19 protein-coding genes and 1 pseudogene are annotated in these 25,853 nt (G+C 72.6%); 9 read left to right on the forward strand and 11 right to left on the reverse strand.

Annotation, left to right across the window (positions count from 1 at the left end):
• Together ACFV0T_RS40325 and ACFV0T_RS40330 are read right to left on the reverse strand one after the other, a co-directional pair.
• Window positions 1-470 (reverse strand): STAS domain-containing protein (locus ACFV0T_RS40325; protein WP_385790226.1); only part of this gene is annotated, 470 nt, incomplete at its 3' end.
• A 215-nt stretch (window positions 471-685) separates the two neighbouring features.
• Window positions 686-2,188 carry an MFS transporter gene (locus ACFV0T_RS40330; RefSeq protein ID WP_385790228.1) on the reverse strand — a complete coding sequence of 501 codons (1,503 nt, stop codon included), beginning with the start codon at window positions 2,186-2,188 and terminating at the stop codon, window positions 686-688.
• Between the two features lie 181 nt (window positions 2,189-2,369).
• Between ACFV0T_RS40330 and ACFV0T_RS40335 the strand changes: the two are divergent.
• Together ACFV0T_RS40335 and ACFV0T_RS40340 are read left to right on the forward strand one after the other, a co-directional pair.
• A pseudogene (locus ACFV0T_RS40335) lies at window positions 2,370-2,711 on the forward strand (ArsR/SmtB family transcription factor); the annotation flags it as partial.
• A gap of 223 nt (window positions 2,712-2,934) precedes the next feature.
• On the forward strand, window positions 2,935-3,465 hold the full coding sequence (locus ACFV0T_RS40340) for an SRPBCC family protein (protein WP_385790230.1): 531 nt from the start codon (window positions 2,935-2,937) through the stop codon (window positions 3,463-3,465).
• A 201-nt stretch (window positions 3,466-3,666) separates the two neighbouring features.
• Here the strand turns inward: ACFV0T_RS40340 and ACFV0T_RS40345 are convergent, their stop codons facing one another.
• From ACFV0T_RS40345 to ACFV0T_RS40365, 5 genes are all read right to left on the reverse strand, one after another.
• Window positions 3,667-6,483, reverse strand: coding sequence for an NHLP bacteriocin export ABC transporter permease/ATPase subunit (locus tag ACFV0T_RS40345; RefSeq protein WP_385790232.1), 2,817 nt, complete (start codon window positions 6,481-6,483; stop codon window positions 3,667-3,669).
• Between the two features lies 1 nt (window position 6,484).
• Entirely contained in the window at window positions 6,485-8,707 is a 2,223-nt protein-coding gene (locus ACFV0T_RS40350; protein ID WP_385790234.1) for an NHLP family bacteriocin export ABC transporter peptidase/permease/ATPase subunit, read from the reverse strand.
• Window positions 8,704-9,510 carry an HlyD family efflux transporter periplasmic adaptor subunit gene (locus ACFV0T_RS40355; protein WP_385790236.1) on the reverse strand — a complete coding sequence of 269 codons (807 nt, stop codon included), beginning with the start codon at window positions 9,508-9,510 and terminating at the stop codon, window positions 8,704-8,706. Before ACFV0T_RS40355 ends, ACFV0T_RS40350 begins: the two co-directional genes overlap by 4 nt.
• 157 nt (window positions 9,511-9,667) lie before the next feature.
• Window positions 9,668-9,883 carry a type A2 lantipeptide gene (locus tag ACFV0T_RS40360; RefSeq protein WP_385790238.1) on the reverse strand — a complete coding sequence of 72 codons (216 nt, stop codon included), beginning with the start codon at window positions 9,881-9,883 and terminating at the stop codon, window positions 9,668-9,670.
• Window positions 9,884-10,359: 476 nt separating this feature from the next.
• Entirely contained in the window at window positions 10,360-10,773 is a 414-nt protein-coding gene (locus ACFV0T_RS40365; RefSeq protein ID WP_385790240.1) for a PaaI family thioesterase, read from the reverse strand.
• Between the two features lie 186 nt (window positions 10,774-10,959).
• Between ACFV0T_RS40365 and ACFV0T_RS40370 the strand changes: the two genes are divergently transcribed.
• Window positions 10,960-12,327: a S1 family peptidase gene (locus ACFV0T_RS40370; RefSeq protein ID WP_385790242.1), complete on the forward strand. Its 1,368-nt coding sequence runs from the start codon at window positions 10,960-10,962 to the stop codon at window positions 12,325-12,327.
• Between the two features lie 142 nt (window positions 12,328-12,469).
• Here ACFV0T_RS40370 and ACFV0T_RS40375 read toward each other — a convergent pair whose 3' ends face one another.
• Window positions 12,470-14,626, reverse strand: a complete 2,157-nt coding sequence (locus ACFV0T_RS40375; protein ID WP_385790244.1) for a SpoIIE family protein phosphatase — start codon at window positions 14,624-14,626, stop codon at window positions 12,470-12,472.
• A gap of 133 nt (window positions 14,627-14,759) precedes the next feature.
• On the opposite strand from ACFV0T_RS40375, the gene ACFV0T_RS40380 reads away from it, so the two are divergent.
• From ACFV0T_RS40380 to rfbB, 3 genes are all read left to right on the forward strand, one after another.
• A complete protein-coding gene (locus ACFV0T_RS40380) occupies window positions 14,760-17,216 on the forward strand; it encodes a SpoIIE family protein phosphatase (RefSeq protein ID WP_385790246.1) in 2,457 nt (818 codons plus the stop codon).
• A 115-nt stretch (window positions 17,217-17,331) separates the two neighbouring features.
• Window positions 17,332-17,520, forward strand: coding sequence for a hypothetical protein (locus ACFV0T_RS40385; RefSeq protein WP_385790248.1), 189 nt, complete (start codon window positions 17,332-17,334; stop codon window positions 17,518-17,520).
• A gap of 102 nt (window positions 17,521-17,622) precedes the next feature.
• Entirely contained in the window at window positions 17,623-18,600 is a 978-nt protein-coding gene (gene rfbB / locus ACFV0T_RS40390; RefSeq protein ID WP_385790250.1) for a dTDP-glucose 4,6-dehydratase, read from the forward strand.
• A gap of 31 nt (window positions 18,601-18,631) precedes the next feature.
• On the opposite strand, the gene ACFV0T_RS40395 is transcribed toward rfbB, so the two are convergent.
• Together ACFV0T_RS40395 and ACFV0T_RS40400 are read right to left on the reverse strand one after the other, a co-directional pair.
• Complete coding sequence (locus ACFV0T_RS40395; RefSeq protein WP_385790251.1) at window positions 18,632-19,216, reverse strand: hydrolase; 585 nt, start codon at window positions 19,214-19,216, stop codon at window positions 18,632-18,634.
• Between the two features lie 98 nt (window positions 19,217-19,314).
• Window positions 19,315-19,767: a MarR family winged helix-turn-helix transcriptional regulator gene (locus tag ACFV0T_RS40400; protein ID WP_385790253.1), complete on the reverse strand. Its 453-nt coding sequence runs from the start codon at window positions 19,765-19,767 to the stop codon at window positions 19,315-19,317.
• 97 nt (window positions 19,768-19,864) lie between these two features.
• Here ACFV0T_RS40400 and ACFV0T_RS40405 point away from each other — a divergent pair, with 97 nt between their 5' ends.
• A complete protein-coding gene (locus ACFV0T_RS40405; protein ID WP_385790254.1) occupies window positions 19,865-20,365 on the forward strand; it encodes a metallophosphoesterase family protein in 501 nt (166 codons plus the stop codon).
• Between the two features lie 20 nt (window positions 20,366-20,385).
• On the opposite strand, the gene ACFV0T_RS40410 is transcribed toward ACFV0T_RS40405, so the two are convergent.
• Window positions 20,386-21,492: an XdhC family protein gene (locus tag ACFV0T_RS40410; RefSeq protein WP_385790256.1), complete on the reverse strand. Its 1,107-nt coding sequence runs from the start codon at window positions 21,490-21,492 to the stop codon at window positions 20,386-20,388.
• Between the two features lie 311 nt (window positions 21,493-21,803).
• On the opposite strand from ACFV0T_RS40410, the gene ACFV0T_RS40415 reads away from it, so the two are divergent.
• Window positions 21,804-23,774, forward strand: a complete 1,971-nt coding sequence (locus ACFV0T_RS40415) for a GTP-binding protein (protein ID WP_385790258.1) — start codon at window positions 21,804-21,806, stop codon at window positions 23,772-23,774.
• A gap of 82 nt (window positions 23,775-23,856) precedes the next feature.
• Window positions 23,857-25,716: a cellulase family glycosylhydrolase gene (locus tag ACFV0T_RS40420; protein WP_385790260.1), complete on the forward strand. Its 1,860-nt coding sequence runs from the start codon at window positions 23,857-23,859 to the stop codon at window positions 25,714-25,716.
• Window positions 25,717-25,853: the final 137 nt, after the last annotated feature.

Below are 25,853 nucleotides of genomic sequence, written 5' to 3' on the forward strand. Positions count from 1 at the left end.
CACCTGGGGCCGCGGTTCCTTTCGGCATCGAGGTTCTGCTCGGCATCGAGGTTCTGTTCAGCACCCCGGTTCTGCTCGGCGTCCGGGTGCTGCTCGGCGTTCCGTCGCTCCCCGGGCAGTCCGGCAAGCGGCGGGAATCGGCTCAACAGCCCCGCGGCGCGCAGCAGTCGGCTCACCCGCGGGTCGTCGGAGACGATCCGCAGGCTGCCGCCGCGCTCGCCGGCCCGGGTCGCGGCCCGGCACAGCACACGCAGAGCCGAGCAGTCGAGGAAGTCGGCGGGCCGCAGATCGACCAGCACGTCCGGCTCCGGCTGCGAGGTCGCCGCGTCCAGATGCTCGGCGACCAGCGCCGCGGTGGCGATGTCCACCTCTCCGGTCACCTCGACCACGGTGAACGAACCGTTCGTCCGTGTGCGGGCACAGGCGTTCGGCGCCGGGGGCGGATCGAGGTCGTGGGCTTGCGGAGTCATGGGTGCTCCACCGCAGCAGGGAGACGTGGGATCTCCGTAGTTACCCCGCCGGGGTGCCTGTCATCCCTGTCCGGCCGCCCGTACGATCTTGTTCACTCGAACCGGTGAACTTCCAGTCCGGCATCTTGACTTGCCCGTGTCCCGGCAGCCTCGTCGGACCGCGGAGGGGCCGCCGTCTCCCTGACGACGGCGGCCCCTCGGTCATGGACGGCCGGTCACATGTGGACGACCTGGGGAGCGTTCGCGTCCTGTTGCGGCACCCCGCGCCGGAACAGCAGGAAGGCGATCACCGTGCCGGCCGCGAAGAGGCCGGCCGACCACCAGAAGGCGGTGGTGTAGCTCTCGATCGTCGCCTGCGCCTGGACCAGTTTGCTGGTGGTGTCCCGGCCGGCCAGGTAGTCGGTCGCGGCGCTCGCGGCCAGCGTGTTCAGCAGCGCCGTACCGATCGAACCGCCCACCTGCTGCATGGCGTTGACCGTCGCGGAGGCGACACCGGCGTCCTCGGCCGCCACCCCGCCGGTGGCCAGCTGCATCGCCGGCGGCATCACCAGGCCGAGGCCCACGCCGATCACGATCAGCTGGGGCAGTACGGCGGTCGTGTAGTCGGAGCCGACGCCGATCCCGGACAGCCAGGCCATGCCCGCCGTGGCGATCGCGAAGCCGAGCGGGATGACGGCCTTGGGGCCGATACGGGGCATCAGGACCGTGGTGCCGACCTGTGCCGTGACCATCAGCGCGCCGACCATGGGCAGGAACGCCGCGCCGGTCTTCGTCGGGCTGAAGCCGAGGTTCAGCTGGAGGTAGTAGGTGAGGAAGAGAAACACGCCGAACATGCCCGCGCCGGTGATCAGCACCGCGAGGAACGAGGCCGCGCGATCCCGGTCGAGCAGGATGCGCAGCGGCAGCAGTGGGTGCGCGGCGCGCGTCTGCCACCAGGCGAAGGCTGTCAGGAGCACCCCGCCGGCGATCAGGAAGCCCCAGGTCAGCGGCGAACCCCAGTCATGGGTCTCGGCGTTGGAGAAGCCGTAGACCAGGGCGAAGAGTCCGGCGGCGACCAGGATCGTGCCGGGGACGTCGAGCTTGGAGTTCGTGGCGTCGCGGTGGTTGCTCAGCAGGACCCAGCCGCCCGCGAAGGCGAGGACCGCGATGGCCACGTTGACGTACAGCGTCCAGCGCCAGTCGAGCGCGTCGGTGAGGACGCCGCCGAGCAGCAGGCCGACCGCGCCGCCCGCGCCGGCGATGGCGCCGTACACGCTGAACGCCCGGGCCCGTTCGTGGGCGTCGGTGAACGTGGTGTTGAGCAGGGAGAGCGCGGCGGGCGCCAGGAGGGCGCCGAAGGCGCCCTGGAGGGCGCGTGCGACGACCAGCATGCCGAAGCCGGTCGCGGCGCCGCCGAGCGCGGAGGCGACGGCGAAGCCGACCACGCCGACGAGGAAGGCGGGCTTGCGGCCGAAGAGGTCGGCGATCCGGCCGCCGAGCAGGAGCAGGGAGGCGAACGCGAGCGCGTACGCGGTGACGATCCACTGCCGGTTGCCGTCGGAGAAGCCGAGGTCGGCCTGGGCCGACGGCAGGGCGATGTTCACGATGGTCGCGTCCAGCACCACCATCAGCTGCGCCACGGCGACGATCGCGAGGATCCACCACCGTTTCGGCGAGGCGCCGGATGGCGCTTCCACCGCACCCGATCGGGTGTCTTCGGTCATGGTCTTCTGGGGCATCGGGAAACCACTCCAGGGAAAATCGTCCGGGCATGAACGAAACGGTTTCGTACACCTGGAGGCTAAACCAGTTCAAGCGAAACGGCAACGTTTCGCAGGAGGGGTGCGCGGCGGAGGTCGCCGCCGCCGGTGGATCGTCCATTCCTTGACTCGCATATAACCGGCAAGGCATATTTGAGGCATGGCCGACGCCTCGCTCTGGACCGCCCTCGCCGACCCGCACCGACGGGCCATCGTCGCGCTGCTCCTGGAGCGGCCGCGGCCCGTCGGCGAGATCGTGGCGGCGTGCGGCCTGAGCCAGCCGAGCACGTCCAAGCACCTCAGGGTGCTTCGCGACGCGGGTCTGGTACGGGTACGACAGGACGCCCAGCGCCGTGTCTACGCCCTCGACCCGGCCCCGATCGCGGGCCTCGACGCCTGGCTCGCCCCCTACCGCAGGCTGTGGAACACCAGCCTGGACACCCTGGGCCGCCGCCTCGACGAGACGGCGGACGACCCGGATGACGCGACCGACCCGGACGACCCGGACGAACGACCGGGCCGGCCCGGACGACCGGGCCGGCCCGGACCACGCGGATCACCCGGACCACCGGGACCGCCCGGACGGCAGGGCGGGCCCGGACCACGCGGTCACCCGGACCCACCGAGACCGCCCGGACGACCGCGACCGACCCTCTGACCCCCGCGACTCCGACACCCGAGACCCCCGCGGCCCCTCCGCGCAGGACTGGAAGGACTGATCGGCCATGTCCGCCGACCTCACCGGCACCTATCTGACCCTCGACGACGGACGCCCCGCCGTCCGCTTCAGCCGCACCTACGACCATCCGATCGACCGGGTCTGGCGGTTCGTCACCGACGCCGACGAACTCGCCCGGTGGTTCCCCTCCCGCGCCGAGTTCGACCTGCGCCCCGGTGCCACCGTCACCTTCAGCGGCGACCCGAACATGCCCGAGTCGACCGGCCGCGTCCTCGCCGTGGACCCGCCTTGCCATCTGTCCTTCGAATGGGGCGGCGACGAACTCCGATTCGACCTGGCGGAGGACGGTGACCGGCGCACCCGCTTCACCCTCACCAACGTGCTCGGCGCGGCGGACACCGCCGCCCGCAACGGTGCCGGCTGGGAGGTCTGCCTCGCCGCGCTCGACGCGCAGGCGCGCGGCGAGCGCCCCGAGGGGCCGCACGCCGGGGCCGGCGCGCCCTGGAAGGAGTTCTACGAGGGATACGTCGAGGCCGGGGTGCCCTCCGGCGCGCCGGTTCCCGGCCTCGACACCTGACCCGGACCGGGGATGCCTGACCCGGACCGAGACCGCCCGACCCGTGCCGGGGACGGCCGTACCGGACACACCTGACCCGTGCCGGGGACGGCCGTACCGGACACACCTGACCCGTGCCGGGGACGGCCGTACCGGACAATCTGCCGTGCCGGGGACGGCCGTACCGGACACACCCGACCCGTGCCGGGGACGGGCCCGCTCCTACGCCAGCTGCCGCCGTACCAGCTCGTGCAGCCGCCCGCCCGTGTCCGCGAGCAGTTGGGCCGGCGGCCCCTGCTGGGCGACCTTGCCGTTCTCCATCACGATCACCCGGTCGGCGTCCAGCACCGTCGACAGGCGGTGCGCGATGACCACGCGGGTGGCGTTGAGCGCCTTGGTGCTCTCGATGACCGTGCGCTGCGTCTCGTTGTCGAGGGCGCTGGTCGCCTCGTCGAAGAACAGGATGCGCGGCCGGCGGATCAGCGCCTGGGCGATCATCAGCCGCTGGCGCTGGCCGCCGGAGACCGCGCCGCTGCCCGAGACGATCGTATGCAGGCCCATCGGCATCCGCTTGATGTCCTCGGCGAGCCCCGCCATCTCGGCCGCGGCCATCGCCTCCTCCGGCGTGTACGGCTCGGTGCCGCAGATGACGTCCAGGAGTGAGCCGGTGAACGGCTGGGCGTGCTGGAGCACGACACCGCACTGCCGGCGCACCGCCGACTGGTCGAGGGCGGCCAGGTCCTGCCCGTCGTAAAGGACACTGCCGGAGACCGGCCGGTCGAAGCCGATGAGCAGGCGCAGCAGTGTCGACTTGCCGCAGCCGCTGGGCCCGACGACCGCCACGAACTCGCCCGGCCGCACCTCGAACGACACGTCGTCCAGGACCAGTGGGCCGTCGTCGGCGTAGCGGAAGGACAGCCTTCGGGCCTCGATCGCGCCGGACAGCGGGCCCGGCCGGGTGCTGGCCGTGCGCACCTCGGGCGTGGCGTCCAGCACCGGCCTGATCTCCTCGAACAGCGGCAGCGCGGCCACCGCCGAGACGAACGCTCCGGTCAGCTGGGTGACCGAGGTGAGCAGCATGGTCACCGACGTGTTGAAAGTGAGGAACTCCGCGGCCGACAGCGATCCCCGCGCCGGACCGGCCAGCAGCATGAACATCAGCAGCGAGCACACCGGCAGGTACACCGCGCCCAGCACCGCGTTGAGGTTCTTGATCCGCCCCAGCCGCTGCTGGAGCTCACGGCTGCGGGCGAACTCCGAGGCCCAGGCCGCGTAGGCGTAGTTCTCGGCCGCCGCCACACGCAGCTTGGGCAGACCGCGCAGGGTCTGGAACGCCTGGTTGTTCAGCTTGTTGCTCAGCACCACCAGCCGTCGCTGCCAGCGCACCTGCCACAGCCCGAGTCCCAGGAACACGGCGGCGATCACGACCAGCATGCCGACCGCGGCCAGCGCCATCGGGACGCTGTACCACAGCAGCAGCCCCAGGTTCATCGCGCCGACGGTGACCGCCTGGGCGACCGAGGGGCCGACTCCGGCGAGCAGCCTGCGGATCGCGCTGATACCCATGGCCGCGCTCGCCAGCTCACCGGTGGAGCGCTCGGTGAAGAACCTCGTCGGCAGCCGCAGCAGCCGGTCCCACACGGCCGGTTGCAGGGTCGCCTCGATCCGGCCCTCCAGGCGCAGGATGGTCAGGTTCTGCAGCAGGGTGAAGGCCGCCGCCACGACGCTCGCCACCATCACCGCGAGACAGACCTGCACGATCAGCCCCTGCTGGGCCTTCGGCACGTACTCGCCCAGCACCTTGCCGGTGGCCACCGGCACCAGCGCGCCGATCGCGACCGTGACCAGGCCGCTGAGCAGCAGGCCGGTCAGGTCGCCGCCGGTGCCGCGCAGGCTGAACCGCAGCAGCCCCAGCGGGCCGAGCCCGCGCTCCGGCAGCGGACGGTAGAACATCACCGCGCGCGGCTCGAACTCCTCCGCGTTGGCCTTCTCGATGGGCGTCTCCCGGCCGGTCGCCGGGTGCACGGCCACGTAGCCGCCGCGCCGCCACAGCAGGGCGACCGGTGCACCGGACAGCGCCCGGTGGCCCACCAGCGGCCCGACGTCGTCGCGCCACCAACTGCCGTCCAGTCGTACCGCCCGGGTGCGCACGCGTGAGGCGAGGGCGACCTGTTCCACCGGGTCGAGCCGGTCGCCGCCGGTGCCGCTCTGCGCGGCCGCCGCCAGGGTGATCCCGGCCGCGCGGGCGACCAGCCGGCACGCCGCGTACGTGGCGTCCGCGTCGGCGGCCGTCGTGCGCTTCGCGGACGACTTCCCGATCGACGCGAGCAGTGTCCGGTCGGCCTGGGCGCGCACCGCCTCACCGGCCTTGATCCCGGCCGCGGTGCGGGTCTCGTGGGTGCGCTCCAGCTGCTCGATCCAGCGGTCCAGGGTGGACAGCAGCCGGTACTGCTGGTCGACCATGCCCTGCCAGACCGCCGGGTCCATCAGCAGGTCGGCGGCCGCCTCCGCGCCGTACAGCGAGCCGTACTGGACGCTGCCGGGCGGCACCTGCATCCAGAACACGTCGTCGTCGGTCACCTCGGCGGCCCGTTCGGTGGCCATCGGCGCCTGGAACAGCACGGACAGGCCGCGGCCGACGCCCAGCGCGAGGGCGTACTCCAGCGGGCTGCTGGTGGGCGGGACGTACTGGGGGTTGCCGTACTCGTCGTACGACCAGGTCTGGGTGTTCGCGGGCTGGTACAGCTCGCGCAGCCCGATGCGGCGCACCACGCAGTCCCTGACCGGACGGGCGACCAGGGTGTGCTGCGGTCCGGCGACCGGACCGAGCAGCAGGGAGCCCGCCTCCAGCCGGCCGAGGTGGTGCCAGTGCCCCTGTTGCGCCGCGTCGACCGCGAACAGGTCCAGCGCGCCGGCCGCGACCAGCCACAGCACCTGCGGGCCCTCCAGGTCGAGCCGGGCGAAGCCCGCGCAGTCGATCGGCGTGCCCAGCGAACCGAGCGCGCCGAGGACGAGGTCGCCTTCCTGAACGGACGTCATCTCATCGCTCCCTGACCAGCGCGGCGTACGCGCCGCCGTGTGCCACCAGCTCCTCGTGCCGCCCGCGCTCCACGATCGTGCCGTGCTGGAGTACGACGATCTCGTCGCTGTCGCGCACGGTGCTCAGCCGGTGGGCGATCACCACACAGGCACAGCCGCGCCGGCGCAGGTTGTCCATCACGGTCAGCTCGGTCTGCGCGTCCAGCGCGCTCGTCACCTCGTCGAGGACGAGGATGCTGGGCCTGCGCACCAGCGCGCGGGCGATCTCCAGGCGCTGGCGCTGTCCGCCGGAGAAGTTGCGGCCGTCCTGCTCGACCCGGCTGTGGATGCCGCCGGGCCGGCGCATGACGACGTCGTACAGCGCCGCGTCCCGCAGCGCCTCCACCACGGCGTCGTCCGGGACCGACGGGTCCCACAGCGCCACGTTGTCGCGGACCGTGCCCTCGAAGAGGAACACGTCCTGGTCGACGAAGGACACGGAGGCGGCCAGCGCGCCGCGCGGGATGTCCTCCAGCCGCTGCCCGTCGATGCGGATCACGCCCTCCCAGGGCGTGTACAGGCCCGAGATCAGCCTCGACACGGTGGACTTGCCGCTGCCCGAACCGCCTACCAGTGCCACCTGGCGGCCCGGTCCGACGGTCAGGTCGAAGCCGGACAGCAGCGGCTTGTCCAGCGGGCTGTAGCCGAACGTGATGTTCTCCAGCTCGACATGGCCGTGCAGCCGGCGCGTGGAGTCGGCGCCGCCCTTGCGGCCGTAGAGCGGATCCGCCTGGAAGTTCTCCACGTCCTTCAGCCGGGCCACGTCGGCCGCGAAGTCCTGGATCCGGCCCGCGACTCCGTTGAGCCGGGTCAGTGGGGCGGTGAAGCGGGCCACCAGTGCCTGGAAGGCGACCAGCAGACCGACCGAGATGTGGCCCTCGATCGCCCGCATGCCGCCGATCCACAGGATCAGGGCGCTGTTCAACGTCGCGAGTGTCGGCGCCACCACACCCAGCCACGCGCTCGGCACACCGAGCCGCTGCTGCTCCTCCAGCGTCGTGGCGTGCTGCCCGGCCCACTTGCGGAAGTAGCCGTCCTCGCCGCCGGTCGCCTTCATCGTCTCGATCAACTGGAGCCCGGTGTACGCCGTGTTGGTGAGCCGGGCGTTGTCGGCGCGCAGCTTCGCCGTACGGGTCGCCCGCAGCCGGATCACCACCCGCATCGCGACCAGGTTGAGCAGCGCCACGCCGATGCCGACGAACGTCAGCTGCGGGTCGTAGGTGTACAGGAGCACGGCGTAGAGGACCACGACCACCGCGTCCACGCCCGCCGCCGCGAGGTCGCGGGCCAGGGTCTCGGCCACCGCGTCGTTCGACTGCAGACGCTGGACTAGGTCGGCCGGGCTGCGCTGGGAGAAGAAGGTCACCGGCAGCCGCAGCAGATGGCGCAGGAAGCGGGCGCTGGAGAGCGTCGAGGAGATGATGCGGCCGTGGTGCAGGTTGGCCTGCTGCAACCAGGTCAGGACGACCGTGAGCAGCACGCACGCCGCCATGGACGTGAACAGCACGCCCAGCAGCGAGGTCTGGCCGCCGATCAGGAACATGTCGATGTAGGTGCGGCTGAGCGCGGGCACGGCCGCGCCGACAGCCACCAGCAGCAGGCTCGCCAGGACGGCGGCCGGCATCGTGCCCGCGGTGCCGCGCAGCCGGGCCGGCATCGCGCCCCACACCCCCGGCCGGCGCCCGCCCCGCTCGAAGTCGTCGCCGGGCTCCAGCACCAGGACGACACCGGTGAAGCTGCCGTCGAAGTCCTCCATCGGGACGAAACGGCGGCCCTTGCCGGGGTCGTTGACGAACACCCCGCGGCGGCCGAAGCGGCGGCCCATGCCGTCGTAGACGACGTAGTGGTTGAACTCCCAGAAGAGGATGGCCGGGGACTTCACCTCGGCGAGGGCGGCCAGGTCCATCTGCATGCCCTTGGCGGTCAGGCCGTAACTGCGGGCCGCCTTCAGCAGGTTGCTGGCGCGCGAGCCGTCGCGCGAGACACCGCACGCGATCCGCAGCTCCTCCAGCGGGACATGCCGGCCGTAGTGGCCGAGGACCATCGCGAGCGAGGCGGCGCCGCACTCGACGGCCTCCATCTGAAGGACCGTCGGGGTGCGGACGGTCTTCGCGGTCGCCTTGGGGACCTTGCGCGCGGGCGGCGCGGCGCGGCGTCTGCCTCGGGTGTCCTGGGCGGTGGTCACGGCAGCAGCCAATCGACGGGACGCTGGTCGGCCAGCCGGATCGAACCCGTGGCCATGGTCATGGAGGTGAGGGCGTACGGCGGTCCGTCCGCCGAGGACCACTTCAGGCCGCTCTTCGTCGCGGACGTCCGGTCCAGGCGGACGGTGACGGCGACCGGCCGCCCCTTCTTCGTGAACTGCTCGCCCAACTGGCTGTCGCCGAGGAACGCGGCGATCTGCTGCGCCGACTGCGCGGACCGGTCGACGGACTTCACATGTCCGCGCAGCACCCCGAACTCCTGCGTCGACACGGTCTGGACGGTGAGGTCGACGGGCGCGTTCGCGGGGATGGAGGTGGCGTTCTCGGCCGGGACGTACACCGTCGCGTACAGCGGGTCGCCCGCGTGCGCGACCTTCTCCACCGCGGCGACGTTCGCGCCGGTCTGGATGATCTGGCCGATGGTGGCGGCGAGCGCGGTGATCCGGCCGGCGGCGACCGTGCGGACCACGGTGTCGCCATCGCTCGTACGGACCTTCAGGACGGGGGAGCCGGCGGGCAGTTGCTGGCCCTCCTCGGCGAGGATCGCGGTGACCTGGCCGGCGGCGGGGCTCTGGAGGATGTAACTGCCCTCGCCATGGGTGAGGATCGCGGGCGCGCCGACCGTCGAGGCCACGGAGCCCGTCACCGCCCACACGGAGGCGCCCGCCAGCGCGAGCACCGTCACCGACAGGACGAGCCAGCCCTGGGGGCGGGCGAAGCGCACCGGAAGGTCGAGCTCCTCCGGCGACTGGAGTCTGGCGAGGGCCTGTTGGCGGAACTGCACGGGACTTCCCTCACCGGTCGGAGAGCTTGTCGGAGAGCTTGGCTGAGAGCTTGGCTGAGAGCTTGTCAGAGGGCTTCAGGGCTTCAGGGCTTCAGGGCACCCGAGAGTCCCGGAGCCGGGGTACGGCTCCGGGACTCGACGGATCAAGAAGGTGCGGTCAGAGACCGGCGACCAGGCCCGTGACCGGGGCGGTGTTCAGGCCGGTGACACCCTCGACGGTGCCGACGACCGTGTTGACCAGGCCGGAGACCGGGGCAACGCCGTCCACCAGGCCGCTGACGGTGCCGACGGCGTTCAGGGACAGACCGCCGGAGACGTTGTCGAGCTCGGCGTCGGAGATCTCGACGGTCTGCACCTGGGGGGTGGAGTTCATGATGGAACTTCCCTTCATATGGATATTTCACAAGGGGGAGAGCGGCCCCCTCTGGGGAAAGGGACTGCCGCCACCGCGGGAGCCGGACACCCCTCTCGGAGAGCCCTTCGTGGCTCCCGCGGTGCGATGGATCAAAGCAGGTACGCGGCCCGGGATTCCACTCAACCAGCGGTCCCACCTGCGTCATTGCGATCTTCGGGCGGTCAACGGTGCAGGCTCGCGCACGGCTTGCTGGCGACTTCTTCACACGCCGCACGGCATCGGCGCGCACCGCCCCTTGCCGACCTCGCACCGAATCCGACACTCCCGCCCCAAAGGCATCGGGGCCGCCGCGGACATGTGCAGATCCGCCGCTCCCGGTGACCTGGCTGAGCATGGGATGTGCAGATTCACCGAAGCCGGGATTCCACCCCGCATTCGAGACGGAACGTGTCCGCAGCACTACCGAGGGTCCCTGATCGGATCGTGCGCGGGGGTCAGCCCAGCAGCGCGTACACGGTGCTCGCGCGGGCCGCCAGTTCGCCCGATCGCTCGGCGGTCATCGTGATGTCGGCGAACGCCATTCGGCGGCCCAGCTTGGTCAGCACCGCCTCGATCAGGACATCCGAATCCGTCACCGCGCGCTGGAACGACGTGGACTGCTGAACGGTCGTCATCGGTCCGTAGGCGCCCCGGGCCGCCGAGACGGCGATCACCGTGGCGGTGTCGGCCGCGGCCATCAGGGCCTGTCCCGAGAGCCCGCCGCCCTCCCTGGCCAGCTGCGCCGACCAGGGCAGACGCAGGATCGCCCGGTCGTCCCCCAAGGTCTCGACGGACAGGCCCAGGGCGAGGACCCAGGGGGCGAAGTTGGCGGAAAGGATCTTGTCCGCTTCAGCGGTCGTCATCGTCATATGGGGGATTGTTCCCGCCGCACGTCCGATCGGCCCCTCGCCCGGCCGATTCGGCACCGCGCGAGGGAAGTTGCGAAACGGAATTGAACGCCCCACCCGCCCGCCGCGTACCTACAGCCATCCAGGCGCCGCTGTACGAGCTGCCGACCGGCAGCGCAGACCCCGTCCCCCAGGAGGTCGAGAAGTTTGAGTCACAAGCGAATTCCGAAGCGCAAGGCCGCGATAGCGGCGGGCAGTGTGGCGGCACTGGGAGCGGCGGCCCTGCTGCTTCCGAACGCCAACGCCTCCCAGGACGGCGCGGCGGAGGCGGCTGCCCCGAAGACCCTGAAGGCGGCGGACGCCTCGGACCTCGCCACGCAGCTTCAGAACCTGCTCGGCGACGCCTTCGCCGGTTCGTACTACGACACCGACAGCCGGCAGCTGGTCGTCAACGTCGTCAACGTCTCCGGCGACAAGAACAACGTGGTGGTGCAGGCCAAGAAGGCCGGTGCGAAGGTCCGGGAGGTCGAGAACAGCACGGCCGAGCTGAAGACCGCCGCGCAGACCCTGAAGACCGACGCCACCATCCCGGGCACCGCGTGGGCCGTCGACCCCAGGACGAACAAGATCCTGGTCACCGCCGACACCACGGTCACCGGCGGCAAGTGGGACCGGCTGGAGTCCACCGTGCAGAGCCTCGGCTCGGGCATGGCCACCATCAAGAAGTCCGCCGGCACCTTCAAGACGTTCGTGTCGGGCGGGGACGCCATCTTCGGTGGTGGAGCGCGCTGCTCCCTCGGCTTCAACGTCACCGCGAGCGACGGCTCGCCCGCCTTCCTCACGGCCGGCCACTGCGGTGTCGCGGCCGAGCAGTGGTCCGACAGCCAGGACGGCCAGCCGATCGCCACCGTCGACCAGGCGGTCTTCCCCGGCGACGGCGACTTCTCCCTCGTCAAGTACGACGACCCCGACACCCAGGCGCCGAGCGACGTCAACATCGGCGGCGGACAGACCGTCCAGATCCTCCAGGCCGCGGACGCCACGGTCGGCACGCAGGTCTTCCGGATGGGCAGCACCACCGGCCTGAACGACGGTCAGGTTCTCGGCCTCGACGCCACGGTGAACTACCCGGAGGGCACGGTCACCGGCCTCATCCAGACGGACGTGTGCGCCGAACCCGGTGACAGCGGCGGCTCGCTGTTCACCCAGGACGGCAACGCGATCGGTCTGACCTCGGGCGGCAGCGGCGACTGCACCGCCGGCGGCGAGACCTTCTTCCAGCCGGTCACCACCGCGTTGACGGCGACCGGCGCCACCCTCGGCGACGCGGGAGCGGGCGCGGGAGCGGGCGACCAGGCCGGCGGTGACCAGGCCGGTGGTGACCAGGCCGGTGGTGACCAGGCCGGCGGCGCGGAGGCGGGTGCCGGTGGCGACGCGGTCGGCGGCGACCAGTCCGGCGCGGGCGACCAGTCCGGGGCCGACGACCAGGCCGGTATGGGTGACCAGTCCGGCGCGCCCCAGGACCAGATGGGCACGGGCACCGAGGACAACTCCGGGCTGACCGACACGCACTGATCGGCCCACACAGGCGGCTGCGGCCGACGGACGGACGGTCCGGCTCTCCGGCGGGAGGGCCGGACCGTCCGTCGTTCCGCGCGCCGTTGCGCCGTTGCGCCGTTGCGCCCACACCGCGCCGCCCCGCCTCGCCACACCCCGGTCAGCCGTCGCCGCCCGCCCGCAACAGCAGCAGTGCCACGTCGTCGATCCGCTCCTCCGCGGCCGCGCAGTCCCGTACGAGGGTGTCGGCCAGCTCGTCGAGCGGCCGGTCTCCGATCGGGCGGAGGCGTTCGCCCAGGTCGGCCAGGGCGTCCTCGATGTCCACACCGGGCTTCTCGATCAGACCGTCGGTGTAGAGGACCAGCAGACACCCGGGCGTGAGCTCGACCTCCGTCGTCGCGTACGTCGCCGACGCGTCGATACCGAGGAGCGGGCCGCCCGCCAGGTCCAGCACCCGCACCCGCCCGTCCGGCCGGCGCAGCAGCGGCGGCGGATGCCCCGCCCGGGCCATCACGGCCTGCCCGCGCGCCGGGTCGAGCCGCAGGTACAGACAGCTGGCGAACAGGTCGGCGCCGAGGTCGATCAGCAGCCGGTTGGTGCTGCGCATGACCTCCTCCGGGGCCTGACCGACCGTCGTGTACGCGCGCACCGCGGTACGGATCTGCCCCATCAGCGCCGCCGCGGTCACGTTGTGGCCCTGGACGTCGCCGATCACCGCGGCCGCCAGCGGCGGTGAGGGCACCAGGTCGTAGAAGTCGCCGCCGATCTCCATGCCCCGGGTGGCCGGCAGATAGCGCGCGGCCGCCTCGATGCCGGGCAGTGACGGCAGCGAGTGCGGCAGCAGGGCCGCCTGGAGCCCGTGCGCCAGCTGATGCTTGGCGTCGTACAGCAACGCCCGCTCGAGGGCCTGCGCGATCAGCCCGCCGATACTCGTCAGCACCGCCCGTTCGTCCGCGGGGAAGGGATGCGGCGCGGCGTAGGCGAGCACGCAGGTGCCCACCGGCCGGCCGGAGACGATCAACGGCAGATAGGCCCACGCGGCGAAGGCGTCGGGGCTCGCGTGGTGCATCGGATACAGGTGTTCGAGCTGCTCCCGGGACTCGAAGAACGCGGGCACCGCGCTGCGCAGGGCGTGCGCGCCCGGCGTCGGCGCGAGCAGCGGGATGCCGTCGAGGCGCTCCACGACCTGCGGGTCGGGATGGCCCCGGTGCCCCAGGACGTGCAGGCGGCCCGCCCGCGAGCCCAGCAGGACCAGCGCCTGACTGCCCACCGCCGGGGAGATCTCGTCCGCGACCAGCTGCACCACGTCCTGCACGCTCGCCGCCTCGGTGAGCGCGCCGGCCAGGCTCAGCACCTGTGAGATGGTCACCAGCCGCGAGGACGCGTCCCCCGGCTGTGGCCCGCCCCGGTTCATCTGCGCCACCGCCCGCGCCCTGCTGATCCGCACACTCAGGCCGCCCGTGCTCGGGTACAGCCGGAACGACAGCCAGGTCCCGGGCGGGCGCAGCGCCACGAACGAGGTGATGTGCTGGCTGATCAGCGCGGCCCGGTAACGGTCCTCGTAGACCGGGTCGTTCAGCCAGGGCACCGACGCCCACAGGTGGGTACCGAGCAGCTCGCTGACCGGGGCGCCGAGCAGCTCGGCCGCCGCCGCGTTGGCGAAGCTGATCCGCCCGTTCAGATCCAGCGAGCACAGCCCGTACGGCAGCCGCGCCACCATGCGCGCCGCCTCGACCGTGCCCAGCGTGCCGCCGGCCATGCCCCACTCGGCCGGCCCGGACAGCAGATCGGGGTCCGCGCGCGGCGGCCGGTTCTCCTGGGCCGCGCGTTCCAGGCGCAGCGCGAGCCGGTCGCAGGCCGTGGTCAGATGGGTCCGTTCCCGGTCGGTCAGGTCCGGAGGATGTGAACCGGGCCAGGTCACGTACACCGCGCCGTACACCGTCGTCGCCGTCGCCACCGGCATGGCGGCCAGGGCGAAGGGGTACGGCAGGACCACGGCGATCCGCGGATAGCGGCGCGCCATCTCCCCCTCGCCGCCGACCCAGACCAGCCGCCGGGTGCGCACCGCCTCGGCGACCGGGATCGGCGCGCTCAGCCCCACCCGCTCCCAGGGCGCGGCGAACGATCTCGGCAGGCCCGCCGTGACCGCCATCTCCAGCACCGGCTCGTCGGGCGCGCGCAGGTAGACCGCGCCGGAGTGGGCGTGGACACCGTCCATCATGGCGGTCAGCGCGAGCGAGAGCTGCGGACGGCCGACCGGCGTCCGGCCGGCTGCCGGCGCCTGCTCGGACGCCTGCCAGTCCTGCACGCCGACCACCTCCTCGCCCGGCCGTGCGGGGCCCTGGGCTCAAATCTCCCCCCTGGCGGCGGGACGCGCACGGCGAACGGGGTCCGGTCACGCCTGCACGGAACGGTCACAGGGGCTGCGCAGGGGCCACATACGCGCTGTAATGACGGACGTGGTCAGTGAGGGCGCGACGGGACGTGGATCGAGAACGCTGCGTGCCGAGGTTGCCCTCAAATCGATCACGACCGATCCCGACTCGCCCGGCCGGGTACACCGCGCGCTCGAACAGGCGCTGGTCTTCGCGGGAGCGGCGCTGGTCGCCGTCTACGCCCGCAGCGCCGGAGGCGACCTGCTCCGCCTGGTGGAGTCGGCCGGCGTACCACGCAACCTGTACGGCCTGCGCGACAGCTATCCGCTCTCCGGACGCTCCCCGGCCGCCGAGGCCCACCGCACCGGACGGCCCGTATGGCTGGGCCCCGAGGAGCTCGCCGCCTGCACCGAGTGGCCGGGGACGCCGCCCCCGGACTTCTCGGTGGGGGCGTTGCCCATGCCCGGGGACGCCGGAGACGGCTGCCTGCTGGCCGTCAGCGACAGCCCCGGCGGCTTCGACGGTGAGGACCGCGCGTGTCTCCTCCTGATCGCCGAAGCCATCGCCTGTCCCGCCCCGCCCGGGGCCGCCGAGGGCGAGGAGCTGCCGCCGAACGCGTTCGGCCTCGCCGCGGACTCCGGACGGGTGGAGGTCGGCGACGGGATCCTGGAACTGTTCGGACTGGCTCGGGAGGAGTTCGACGGCAGGGTCGAGACCCTGCTGGGCCGCACCGTTCCGGAGGACCTGCCGTCGCTGATGTCGGTGGTGGAGGCCGACCACATGTCCGTCGGCGACCGCGAACTGGAGTTCAGGATCCTCCAGCCCGCCGGACCACCGAAGTGGCTGCGGCTGCGCGGCCGGCTGCTGCCCGGCCGGGAGGGCCGGCCGATGCGGCTCGTGGGCACCGTCGAGGACGCCTCCAAGCTGCGTTCCGGCGGCACCGACGTGGCCCGCGTCCAGCGGCTGGCCGCCGCGCTGGCCACCGCCGGCACCGTCCGGGACGTCAGCCAGGCCGTGGTCGCCGCGCTGCGTGAGCCGCTGCGGGCCGATCGGATCGCGCTGGCCGAACTGGAGGGCGACCGGCTCGTCGTCACCGTCCTCGATCCGCCCCAGCAGGAGGTCTGGCCCGAACTGTGGCGCCAGGAGTGGCGCAGCGAGTGGCCGGACGCGCCCGTGCGCGCGATGCCCACCCTCGCCGCCGCCCTGCGCGACGGACGCGCCCAGATCTGGCCGGCCGGCACCCCCCTGGAACCCGCCCTCGCCGAGGTCGGCCCCGGCGGCCTGGCCATTCTGCCGCTGCCCGCCGGAGGGCGGATCGCGGGCGCCTGCCTGATCGGCTGGGAGGACCCGCACGACTTCGGCTTCGACGAACGCGCCCTGCTCACCGCCGCCTCCGGCCTGGCCGGCCAGGCCCTGGTGCGCGCCCACGCCTTCGACGCCGAGCACGAGCTGATCGGCATGCTTCAGCGCCAGCTGCTGCCGCGCCGGCTGCCGAAGCTGGCCGGCGCGGACGCCGTCGCCCGCTATCTGCCCACCACCGCGGGACTGGAGCTCGGCGGCGACTGGTACGACGTGATCCCGCTGCCCGACAACCATGTCGCCCTCGTCATCGGCGACGTCCAGGGCCACAACGCGGGCGCCGCCACCCTGATGGGCCAGATGCGCACGGCCCTGCGCGCGTACGCCGTCGAGGGACACACCCCGGACGTGGTGGTCTCGCACGCGAACCGTCTTCTGCTGGACCTGGAGACGGACCTCTTCGCCACCTGCTGCTACGTCGACGTCGACATGGAGGAGGGCTCCGCCTGGTGCGTGCGCGCCGGACACCTGCCGCCGGTCCTGCGCCATCCGGACGGCAGGACGGAGATCGCGGAGGACGAGGGCGGGCCGCCGCTCGGCGTGGTGGCCCAGGCCGACTTCCCGATGACCCCGCTGCGGCTCCAGCCCGGCACGCTGCTCGCCCTCACCACGGACGGGCTCGTCGAGTCCCCGGACTCCGACATCGACGCCGGCATGGAGCGCTTCGCCCGCGGGCTGACCGTCGCCGACCCCGCCCATCTCGGACTCGTGGCCGACGCCCTGCTCGGCAACGCCCGCCGCGACGACGACGTCGCCCTGCTCCTGATGCGCTACGACGGTATGGCCGTACGTCCGCGGCGCGAGGGCTGGACGGTCTGGCGGGTCCCCGAGGCGGCCCGCCACGCCCGCCGCTTCACCCGGCGCACCCTGCGCGCCTGGGGGGTGCCCGCGGGCAACCTGGACACCGTCCTGCTGGTGGTCTCCGAACTCGTCACCAACGCCCTGGTGCACACCGACGGCCGGGTCCGGCTCGACCTCACCCTGGTCAACCACCGCCTGCGGGTGGCCGTCTTCGACGTCTCGCCGCGCACGCCCGTGAAGCCCACCAGTATCGGCTGGGAGGCCACGGGCGGCCGCGGCATCCTGCTCGTCGAGGCGGTGTCGGACGCCTGGGGGACGGTGCCCGTCAGCGGCGGCAAGCAGGTGTGGAGCGAGATCGGGCTGGAGGACTGAGCGGGTCCGGGGCCGGACGGTGTTTGGGCCGTGAGGGCTCGGGGACTCGGCCACGATGGAGCACGGGCGTCCCCGGCGGCGCCGCGTCCGGCAGGCAGAAGGAAGATGAAGTGTCGTGAGCTCGCACACCCTGGACCCCATCGAGAACACCGACGTCCGCCCGTCCGAGACGGGCTGGGCGAGGGCCCGCCGACTGCGGGAGGAGCCCGTGATGCGTACCTGCGTCCCGGCCGTCGAGGACCCGGGTGCCGTCACCGTGACGCAGCCGGGCGTGGAGGGGAACATCGTCCGGGGCGAGGACTGAGGGCGAGTCCGGTCGGCGAGGACTGACGGCAAGGACCGCCGGCGGGGGGTGACGCGGCGGGCGGTCGATCCCGGCGCCCGCCCCGACGTACGCTCGGCCGCCATGAACCTGCTCGTGACCGGAGCCGCCGGTTTCATCGGCTCGGCCTACGTCCGCACCCTGCTCGCCGCCCCGGACGCGCCGCGCGTCACGGTGCTCGACAAGCTCACCTACGCGGGCTCCCCGGACAACCTGCCGCTGGGGCACCCGAGCCTGGACCTCGTGCACGGCGACATCTGCGACGCCGCTCTGGTGGACAAGCTGATGGCCGACGCCGACGAGGTGGTGCACTTCGCGGCCGAGTCCCACGTGGACCGTTCGATCGTGGGCGCGGGTGATTTCGTGCGCACCAACGTGGTGGGCACCCAGACCCTGCTCGACGCGGCCCTGCGGCACGGCGTGGGCCCGTTCGTGCACATATCGACCGACGAGGTCTACGGCTCCGTCGCGTCCGGCTCCTGGACCGAGGACCACCCGCTGCGCCCCAGTTCCCCCTACTCGGCCTCCAAGGCCTCCGCCGACCTGCTCGCGCTCGCCTGCCACCGCACGCACGGCCTGGACGTCCGCGTCACCCGCTGCTCCAACAACTACGGCCCCCGGCAGTTCCCCGAGAAGGTCGTCCCCCTTTTCGTCACCCGTCTGCTCGACGGCGAGAAGGTCCCGCTCTACGGCGACGGTCGCCATGTGCGCGACTGGCTGCACGTCGACGACCACTGCCTCGGCGTCGACCTCGTGCGCACCCGGGGCCGGGCCGGCGAGGTCTACCACCTCGGCGGCGGTACCGAACTGAGCAACACCGAGCTCACCGGTCTGCTGCTGAGGGCCTGTGGGGCCGGCTGGGACCGGGTCGAGCACGTCGCCGACCGCAAGGGGCACGACCTGCGCTACAGCCTCGACTGGACGAAGGCCCGCACCGAGCTCGGCTACCGGCCGCGCCGGGACTTCGCGACCGGTCTGGCCGAGACGGTGGCCTGGTACCGGGAGCACCGCGCCTGGTGGGAGCCGCGCATGCGGCGGGCCCGGACGCGGGAGCGGCGCTGACGGCACCGCCGCCCGCGCCGCTCCGGCGGTGTCAGCCGTGCGTCTTGGCGAGGAGTTCGAGGGCCTCGGCCGTCGTGCCCGTCTCACCGAGCCGCGGGAACACCCGCTCGACGCTGCCGCGGTGGGCCTCGGCGTCCAGGTCGCTCATCGCGTCGGTGACCAGGCTGACGTGATAGCCGTGCTCATAGGCGGCACGGGCGGTGGACTCGACGCCGATGCTGGTGGCGATGCCGGTCAGCACGATCTGGGTGACCCCGCGGCGGCGCAGCTGCACATCGAGGTCGGTGCCGTGGAAGGCGCCCCAGTTGTGCTTGGTGACGGTGATGTCGCCGGGGTGTCCGGACAGCTCGGGGACGATGACGTCCCAGCCCTCCGGGCGGGTGCCGCCGGGGTGTACGGCCTCGGTGCGGCCCGGGACGGCGTCCGCGCCGTCGGCGGCGAACGACACACGGACCAGCACGACGGGCAGATCGTGGGCGCGGAACGCGTCGGCGAGCTCGACGCTGCGGGCGACGACGTCGGCACCGGCGTACGGCTGGGTGGGCGCGCCGGCGATGCCGGCCTGGAGGTCGATCACGACGAGGGCGGTCCGCGGGTCGAAGGCGGTGAGTGCCATGGAGGTTCGGGCCTTTCGGGTGTTTCCGGTGTTCTTGATGTCGGTGTGTGGGGTGATTCGGGTGAGTCGGGTCGTTCCGGTGTTCCGCCTCGGTCTCGCTACTGGGTCAGCCGGTCCATGAGGGCGAACGCCGCCAGGACCGTCCGGCGCTCGTCCTCCGTGAACCGCTCCTCGAACGCGCGGGCCAGCCATTCGGCCCGGACCTGCCGGTTGCCCTCGACGCGCTCGCGGCCCGCGTCGGTCAGCGTGACCAGCTGGCGGCGGCCGTCCTCGGGATCGGGGCTGCGCCGGATCAGACCGTGCCGGTCGAGGGCGGCGAGCGTGGTGGCCATCGACTGCGGCCGCACGCCGTCGGCGGACGCCAGCGCACTCGCCGTGGCGGCGCCGTGTTTGCCGACGAGGGTCAGCGCGGACACCTGCGACGGAGTGAGCACCTCGTCCTCGGCGACCTCCCGGACGCGCCGCCGCAGCCGGCTGAACACGACCCGAAGATCGTGCGCCGCGCGGACGGCGGACACGGAGAGGGCGGGGTCGGGGTTCTGCTGCGCCATGGCCCCCACGGTAAAACCGTCAGGGAAAACTGTCCAGTTCGAACTGGACAGCTGTGCCTGTAGATCGCTGGAGGGGCGGACGTCGTACGCTGCACCCGTGCGCCTGCTCCTGATGTCCGACACGCATCTCCCCAAGCGCGCCCGAGAGCTGCCGGGCCGGCTCCTCGCCGAACTGCCGCGCGCCGACGTCGTGTTCCACGCCGGGGACTGGGTCGACACGGCCACCCTCGACCTGCTGGAGAGCCGCTGCCGCGAGCTCGTCGCGGTGTACGGCAACAACGACGGCCCGGACCTGCGCGCCCGGCTCCCCGAGGTGGCGTACGCCGAACTCGGCGGCCTGCGGTTCGGCGTCGTGCACGAGACCGGCCCCGCCCAGGACCGGGAGGCCCGCTGCGCCGCCCGGTTCCCCGACCTCGACGTGCTGGTCTTCGGGCACAGCCACATTCCCTGGGACACCACCGCCGCCTCCGGACTGCGCTTGCTCAACCCCGGTTCCCCGACCGACCGCCGCCGTCAGCCGCACTGCACCTACCTGACCGCCGACGTGGCCGACGGCCGGCTCACGGACGTGGTCCTGCACCGGCTGCCGCCGCGCTGACGCCGCCCCCCACCGCCCCCTCACAGCGACACCGGTGGGTGGACGTCGCCCACCGTCGCCGACAGCGGCACGCCACTGCCGCCCCAGCGCACCGCGACGATCTCGGCGGCGACGGACACCGCCACCTCCTCCGGCGTACGGGCCCCGAGGTCGAGGCCGACCGGTGAGCGCAGCCGGGACCGTTCGCGCTCGGTGAGGCCGGCCTCGACCAGCCGCCGCATCCGGTCGTCGTGCGTACGGCGGCTGCCCATCGCGCCGACATACGCGGCCGGGCGGCGCAGCGCCTCCTCGAGGAGCGGGACGTCGAACTTAGGGTCGTGGGTCAGGACGCAGATCACCGTGCGTTCGTCGGTCTCGGTGCCCCGCAGATAGCGGTGCGGCCAGTCCACGACCACCTCGACACCCGCCGGGAAGCGCTGGGGCGTGGCGAAGGCCGGCCGGGCGTCGCAGACCGTGACCCGGTAGCCGAGGAAGTCGCCGATGCGGGCGACGGCGGCCGCGTAGTCGATCGCGCCGAAGACCAGCATGCGCGGCGGCGGCGCGAAGGAGTGCAGGAACACACGGACGGCGTCCTCGCGCCGCTCCCCGCTCGGCCCGTAGTGCCGTACGCCGGTCGCGCCCAGGGCGAGCCCGCCGCGGGCGTCGGCGGTGACCGCCGCGTCCAGGCCGGGCGTGCCCAGCGTGCCGCGGACCCGGTCCGGCCAGACGGCGAGACAGGCCCCGCGCGGCGCGGGCCCGTCCACCACCGTCGCCACGGTCACCGGGCGGCCCGCGGCGACCGACTCGGCGACCGCGCCGAAGGCCGGGTCGAGCGCGGGGGACACCGGCCGCAGCAGCACGGTGAGTTCACCGCCGCAGGTCAGCCCGACCGCGAACGCGTCCGCGTCGTCATAGCCGAACGTCTCCAGCCGTGCCTCGCCGCTCGCCACGACCTCCCGGGCCAGTTCGAACACCGCGCCCTCCACGCAGCCGCCCGACACACTGCCCACGACCTGGTCGTCCGGTCCCACGGCCATGGCGGCCCCCGGATCGCGCGGTGCGCTGCGGCTGACCGCGACCACGGTGGCGAGACCGAACGGGACACCGGCCCCGTACCAGCCGTTCAGCACCGGGAGAATGTCACGCATCGTCGGCTCCTCTCACCACCGCGGCAAGCGTCGCATCCGGTCGGGGAGGCGCTCCGCAACGCCACGCTCCCGTCGTCGGGCGTGGGGTGTGGGCGTCGGGCGTGGGGCGTCCGGTCGCCGGCGTCGGGCCGTCCGGCCGCGTGTCGGGTCGGGCGCTGATCCGTTCGGACTTATTCCGTTGCCGTACCGCCCGCCGGTCTGCTGCACTGCGAAGGACCGCCTCGCCGGAAGATCCAGGAGCAGCAGATGCGCACACCGTTCATGTCCACCCCGGAAGGAAAGACCCCACTCTTCGAAGGACATGACGCTTCGTGCATCTGCTCAACCTCGGAATCCTCGCGCACGTGGACGCGGGCAAGACCAGTCTGACCGAACGGCTGCTGCACACGGTCGGAGTCATCGACGAGATCGGCAGCGTCGACGCGGGCAGTACGCAGACCGACACGCTCGCGCTGGAGCGGCAGCGCGGCATCACCATCAAGTCCGCAGTCGTCTCCTTCCCGGTGGACGACGTGACGGTCAACCTCATCGACACCCCGGGCCACCCCGACTTCATCGCCGAGGTGGAACGCGTCCTCGGGGTCCTGGACGGCGCCGTGCTGGTCGTCTCGGCCGTCGAGGGCGTCCAGGCGCAGACGCGCGTGCTGATGCGGACCCTGCGACGGCTGCGCATCCCCACCCTGGTGTTCGTCAACAAGATCGACCGCCGTGGGGCCCGCGACACGGACGTCCTGCGGGCCCTGTCCGAACGCCTCTCGGCGGCGGTGGTGCCCATGGGCCGCCCCACCGGGCTCGGCACCCGCGCGGCCGGCTTCACGCCCGGTCTCGACCCGGCCGCCGTCGACGTCCTCGCCGACCACGACGACGCCCTGCTCGCCGCGTACGTCGAGGACACCGTCGGGCGCGACCGGCTGCGCGCGGCGCTCGTCACCCAGACCCGGCAGGCCGAGGTGCACCCGGTGTACTTCGGCTCGGCCATGACCGGAGCGGGTGTCGGCGAGCTGATCTCCGGCATCAGGGAACTGCTGCCGGCCTCCGACGGCGACCCCGACGGACCGGTCTCCGGCACCGTCTTCAAGGTCGAGCGGGGCCCGGCGGGGGAGAAGGTCGCCTACGCCCGCCTGTTCTCGGGCACCCTGCGCACCCGCGACCGGATCCCCTTCGGCGAGGACGGCCGGGAGGGCCGGATCACCGGCATCGGCGTCTTCGACCGCGGCACGGACACCCGTGCCGACGCCGTCCCCGCGGGCCGGATCGCCCGGCTGTGGGGCCTGGCCGACATCAGGATCGGCGACCCGATCGGCGTACCCCGCAAGGCGTACGGGCACGTCTTCGCCCCGCCGACCCTGGAGACCGTCGTCGTCCCGGGGGAGGGAACGGACACCCGGGCCCTGCACCTGGCGCTCACCCAGCTCGCCGAACAGGACCCGCTGATCGACCTGCGGCACGACGAGGTCCGGCGGGAGACGTCCGTGTCGCTGTACGGAGAGGTGCAGAAGGAGGTCCTCCAGGCGACGCTCGCCGACGCGTACGGACTCGACGTCGCGTTCCGCGGCACCACCCCGCTGTGCGTCGAGCGGCCGGCCGGGACGGGCGAGGCCGTCGAGTTCAACAAGAAGGACGGCAACCCGTTCCTCGCGACCGTCGGTCTGCGCGTCGACCCGGCCCCCGTCGGCGCGGGCGTCGCCTTCCGGCTGGAGGTGGAGCTCGGGTCGATGCCGTACGCCTTCTTCAAGGCGGTCGAGGACACCGTGCGCGAGACCCTGGGTCAGGGGCTGCACGGCTGGCGGGTCACCGACTGCACGGTCACCATGACCCACAGCGGCTACTCGCCCCGGCAGAGCCACGCCCACCAGGGCTTCGACAAGAGCATGTCGAGCACCGGCGCGGACTTCCGCGGGCTGACCCCGCTGGTCCTGACCGAGGCGCTGCGGCGGGCGGGCACACAGGTCCACGAGCCGATGCACCGGTTCCGCCTCGACGTCCCGGTGGACACCCTGGGCGCCCTGCTGCCGGTGCTGGCCGCGCTGCGGGCCGTACCGCGCACGACGGAGACCCGGGGCGCGGTGTGCGTCCTGGAGGGTGCGGTGCCGGCCGCCCAGGTGCACGGTCTGGAGCAGCAACTGCCCGGGCTGACCAGGGGAGAGGGCGAGTGGGAGAGCGTCTTCGACCACTACGCGCCGGTCGTGCGTGACCCGGTCCCGCAGCGGGCGCGCACCGACCACAACCCGCTGAACCGGAAGGAGTACCTGTTGAACGTGACGCGCAGAGTCGGGGGATGAGGCCCGCGTGGCGGCCGGGAGTGAACTTACTGCGGAGTCAGCGGTGTTGACTGTGTTCTGGCATCGCCAGACTGTAGTGGACATGCCGAATATCCGGGCACGTCTGCTCGTGGTTCTGGTCGTCCTCTGCGGATTCCTGACGGTGGCGGGCTCCCCGTCCGCCACCGCCGCCACCGTCCCCGACTCCCTCTGGTTCGACGGCGCGTCGCTCACCGTGTCGAACGGAAGGTTCACCGACAGTCTCGGCCGCGAAATCGTCCTGCGCGGCTACAACGTCTCCGGCGAGACCAAGCTGGAGGAGCACGACGGCCTGCCCTTCGCCTCCGTCGCCGACGCGAGGAAGTCGGCGACCGCGCTGCGTGCCCTCGGCGGCGGCAACTCGGTCCGCCTCCTGCTCTCCTGGGCCCACGCCGAACCGGCCCGCGGCCAGGTGGACACCGGCTATCTGGCCGCCGTCACCGACCAGCTGCGCGCCTTCCTCGACCTGGGTATCCGGGTCTACCCCGACTTCCACCAGGACCTCTACTCCCGCTACCTCTTCGACGACGACAGCTGGTACACCGGCGACGGTGCCCCCGGGTGGGCCGTGGACGCGGGCACCTATCCCGACGAGTCCTGCGGGATCTGCTTCTTCTGGGGCCAGAACATCACCCAGAACGGAGCGGTGAAGGCCGCGTCGTACGACTTCTGGCACAACGCGCACGGCCTCCAGGACGCCTTCCTCGCCACCGCCCAGCAGACCATGGCGTACGTCGCCCAGCACCTGTCCGCCGGGGAGTTCGCGGGTGTCGTCGGCTTCGACCCCGTCAACGAGCCCTACGCGGGTACCTACGACCCGGGCCAGACCAGCCGCACCTGGGAGAAGGACGTGCTCTGGCCGTTCTACGCGAAGTTCCGGGCCCGGATGGACGCGGCCGGCTGGCAGGACAAGCCCGCCTTCGTCGAGCCGAACCTGTTCTGGAACGCCAACATCGACTCCCAGAAGCAGGTGGGCGGTCTGCTGGACGCCGGCCCGCTCGGCTCGCGCTACGTCTTCAACACCCACTTCTACGACCAGAAGGCCATCTCCGGGATCCTGATGTGGGGCAAGGCGGGCGACGGCCAGTACGCGACCGACTTCGGCACGGTCCGCGACCGCGCCGCGGCCGCCGGGACGACCGCGGTGGTCAGCGAGTTCGGCCATCCGCTGTCGGGGACGGTGTCGGACAAGGCGCCGACCGTCCTGAAGGCGATGTACCAGGCTCTCGACTCCCGGGTCCCGGGCGCGCGCTGGTGGTCGAGCCCGGCCACGTCCGGTCCGGTGCTGTCCGGCTCCCAGTGGCAGTGGGACCTCTACAACGGACGCCACCACGAGCTGATGAACGGCAACCCCGGCAAGGTGCTCACCGGCGGCGACGCCTGGAACGACGAGGACCTGTCCGCCGTACGCCTCGACGACGCGGGCACCGTGACCCTGCGTCAGGACGCCCGGCTCCTCGACCGTGTCTATCCGAGCGCCACCTCGGGCGCGACGGTCGCCTTCACCTACGAGGACCGCTCCCGCGACGGCTCGACCACGCTGACCTGGAGCCCGGTGCCCGCCTCCTTGCCGAACGTGGCGCAGTTGGTGGGATCCGGGCAGTACGGGCTGCTGGTGTGGCGCTCCCGGGGCGGTACCGCGCCGACCGAACTGCACCTCCCGGCGTCGTTCCCGACCGCGGCCACGACCGTGGTCTCCGACCTCGGCGCCGTGTCCGCGCCGCCCGTGTACACGTCGACCACCCCGGTCGCCGTGGCCGCCGAACCGGGCGGCACCGGAAGCCGACGGCTCCTGCTCACCGCGTCGGACACGGACGTCCTGCACTACGCGCTCGTGACCAACGGGGCGGCCTCCCCGTCCACGGCCCTGCTGACCGCGGCCCGCACCGAACTCGCGGCCTGGGCGGCACGGACGGTCGGCTGACTCCCTACCCCCCGAGAAGCGCTCCGGGCCGCCCCCCCCCCCCGCGGCCGGCCCCCGCCGGAACCGGGGGGCGCCCCCCCCGGGGGGGGGGGGGGCGGCCGGCGCCACAAAAATTAACCAAAATAGGGGTGGGGTTT

Origin of the sequence: Streptomyces sp. NPDC059582 (assembly GCF_042735715.1) — a bacterium.
In the GTDB taxonomy this organism is placed as follows: Bacteria; Actinomycetota; Actinomycetes; order Streptomycetales; family Streptomycetaceae; genus Streptomyces.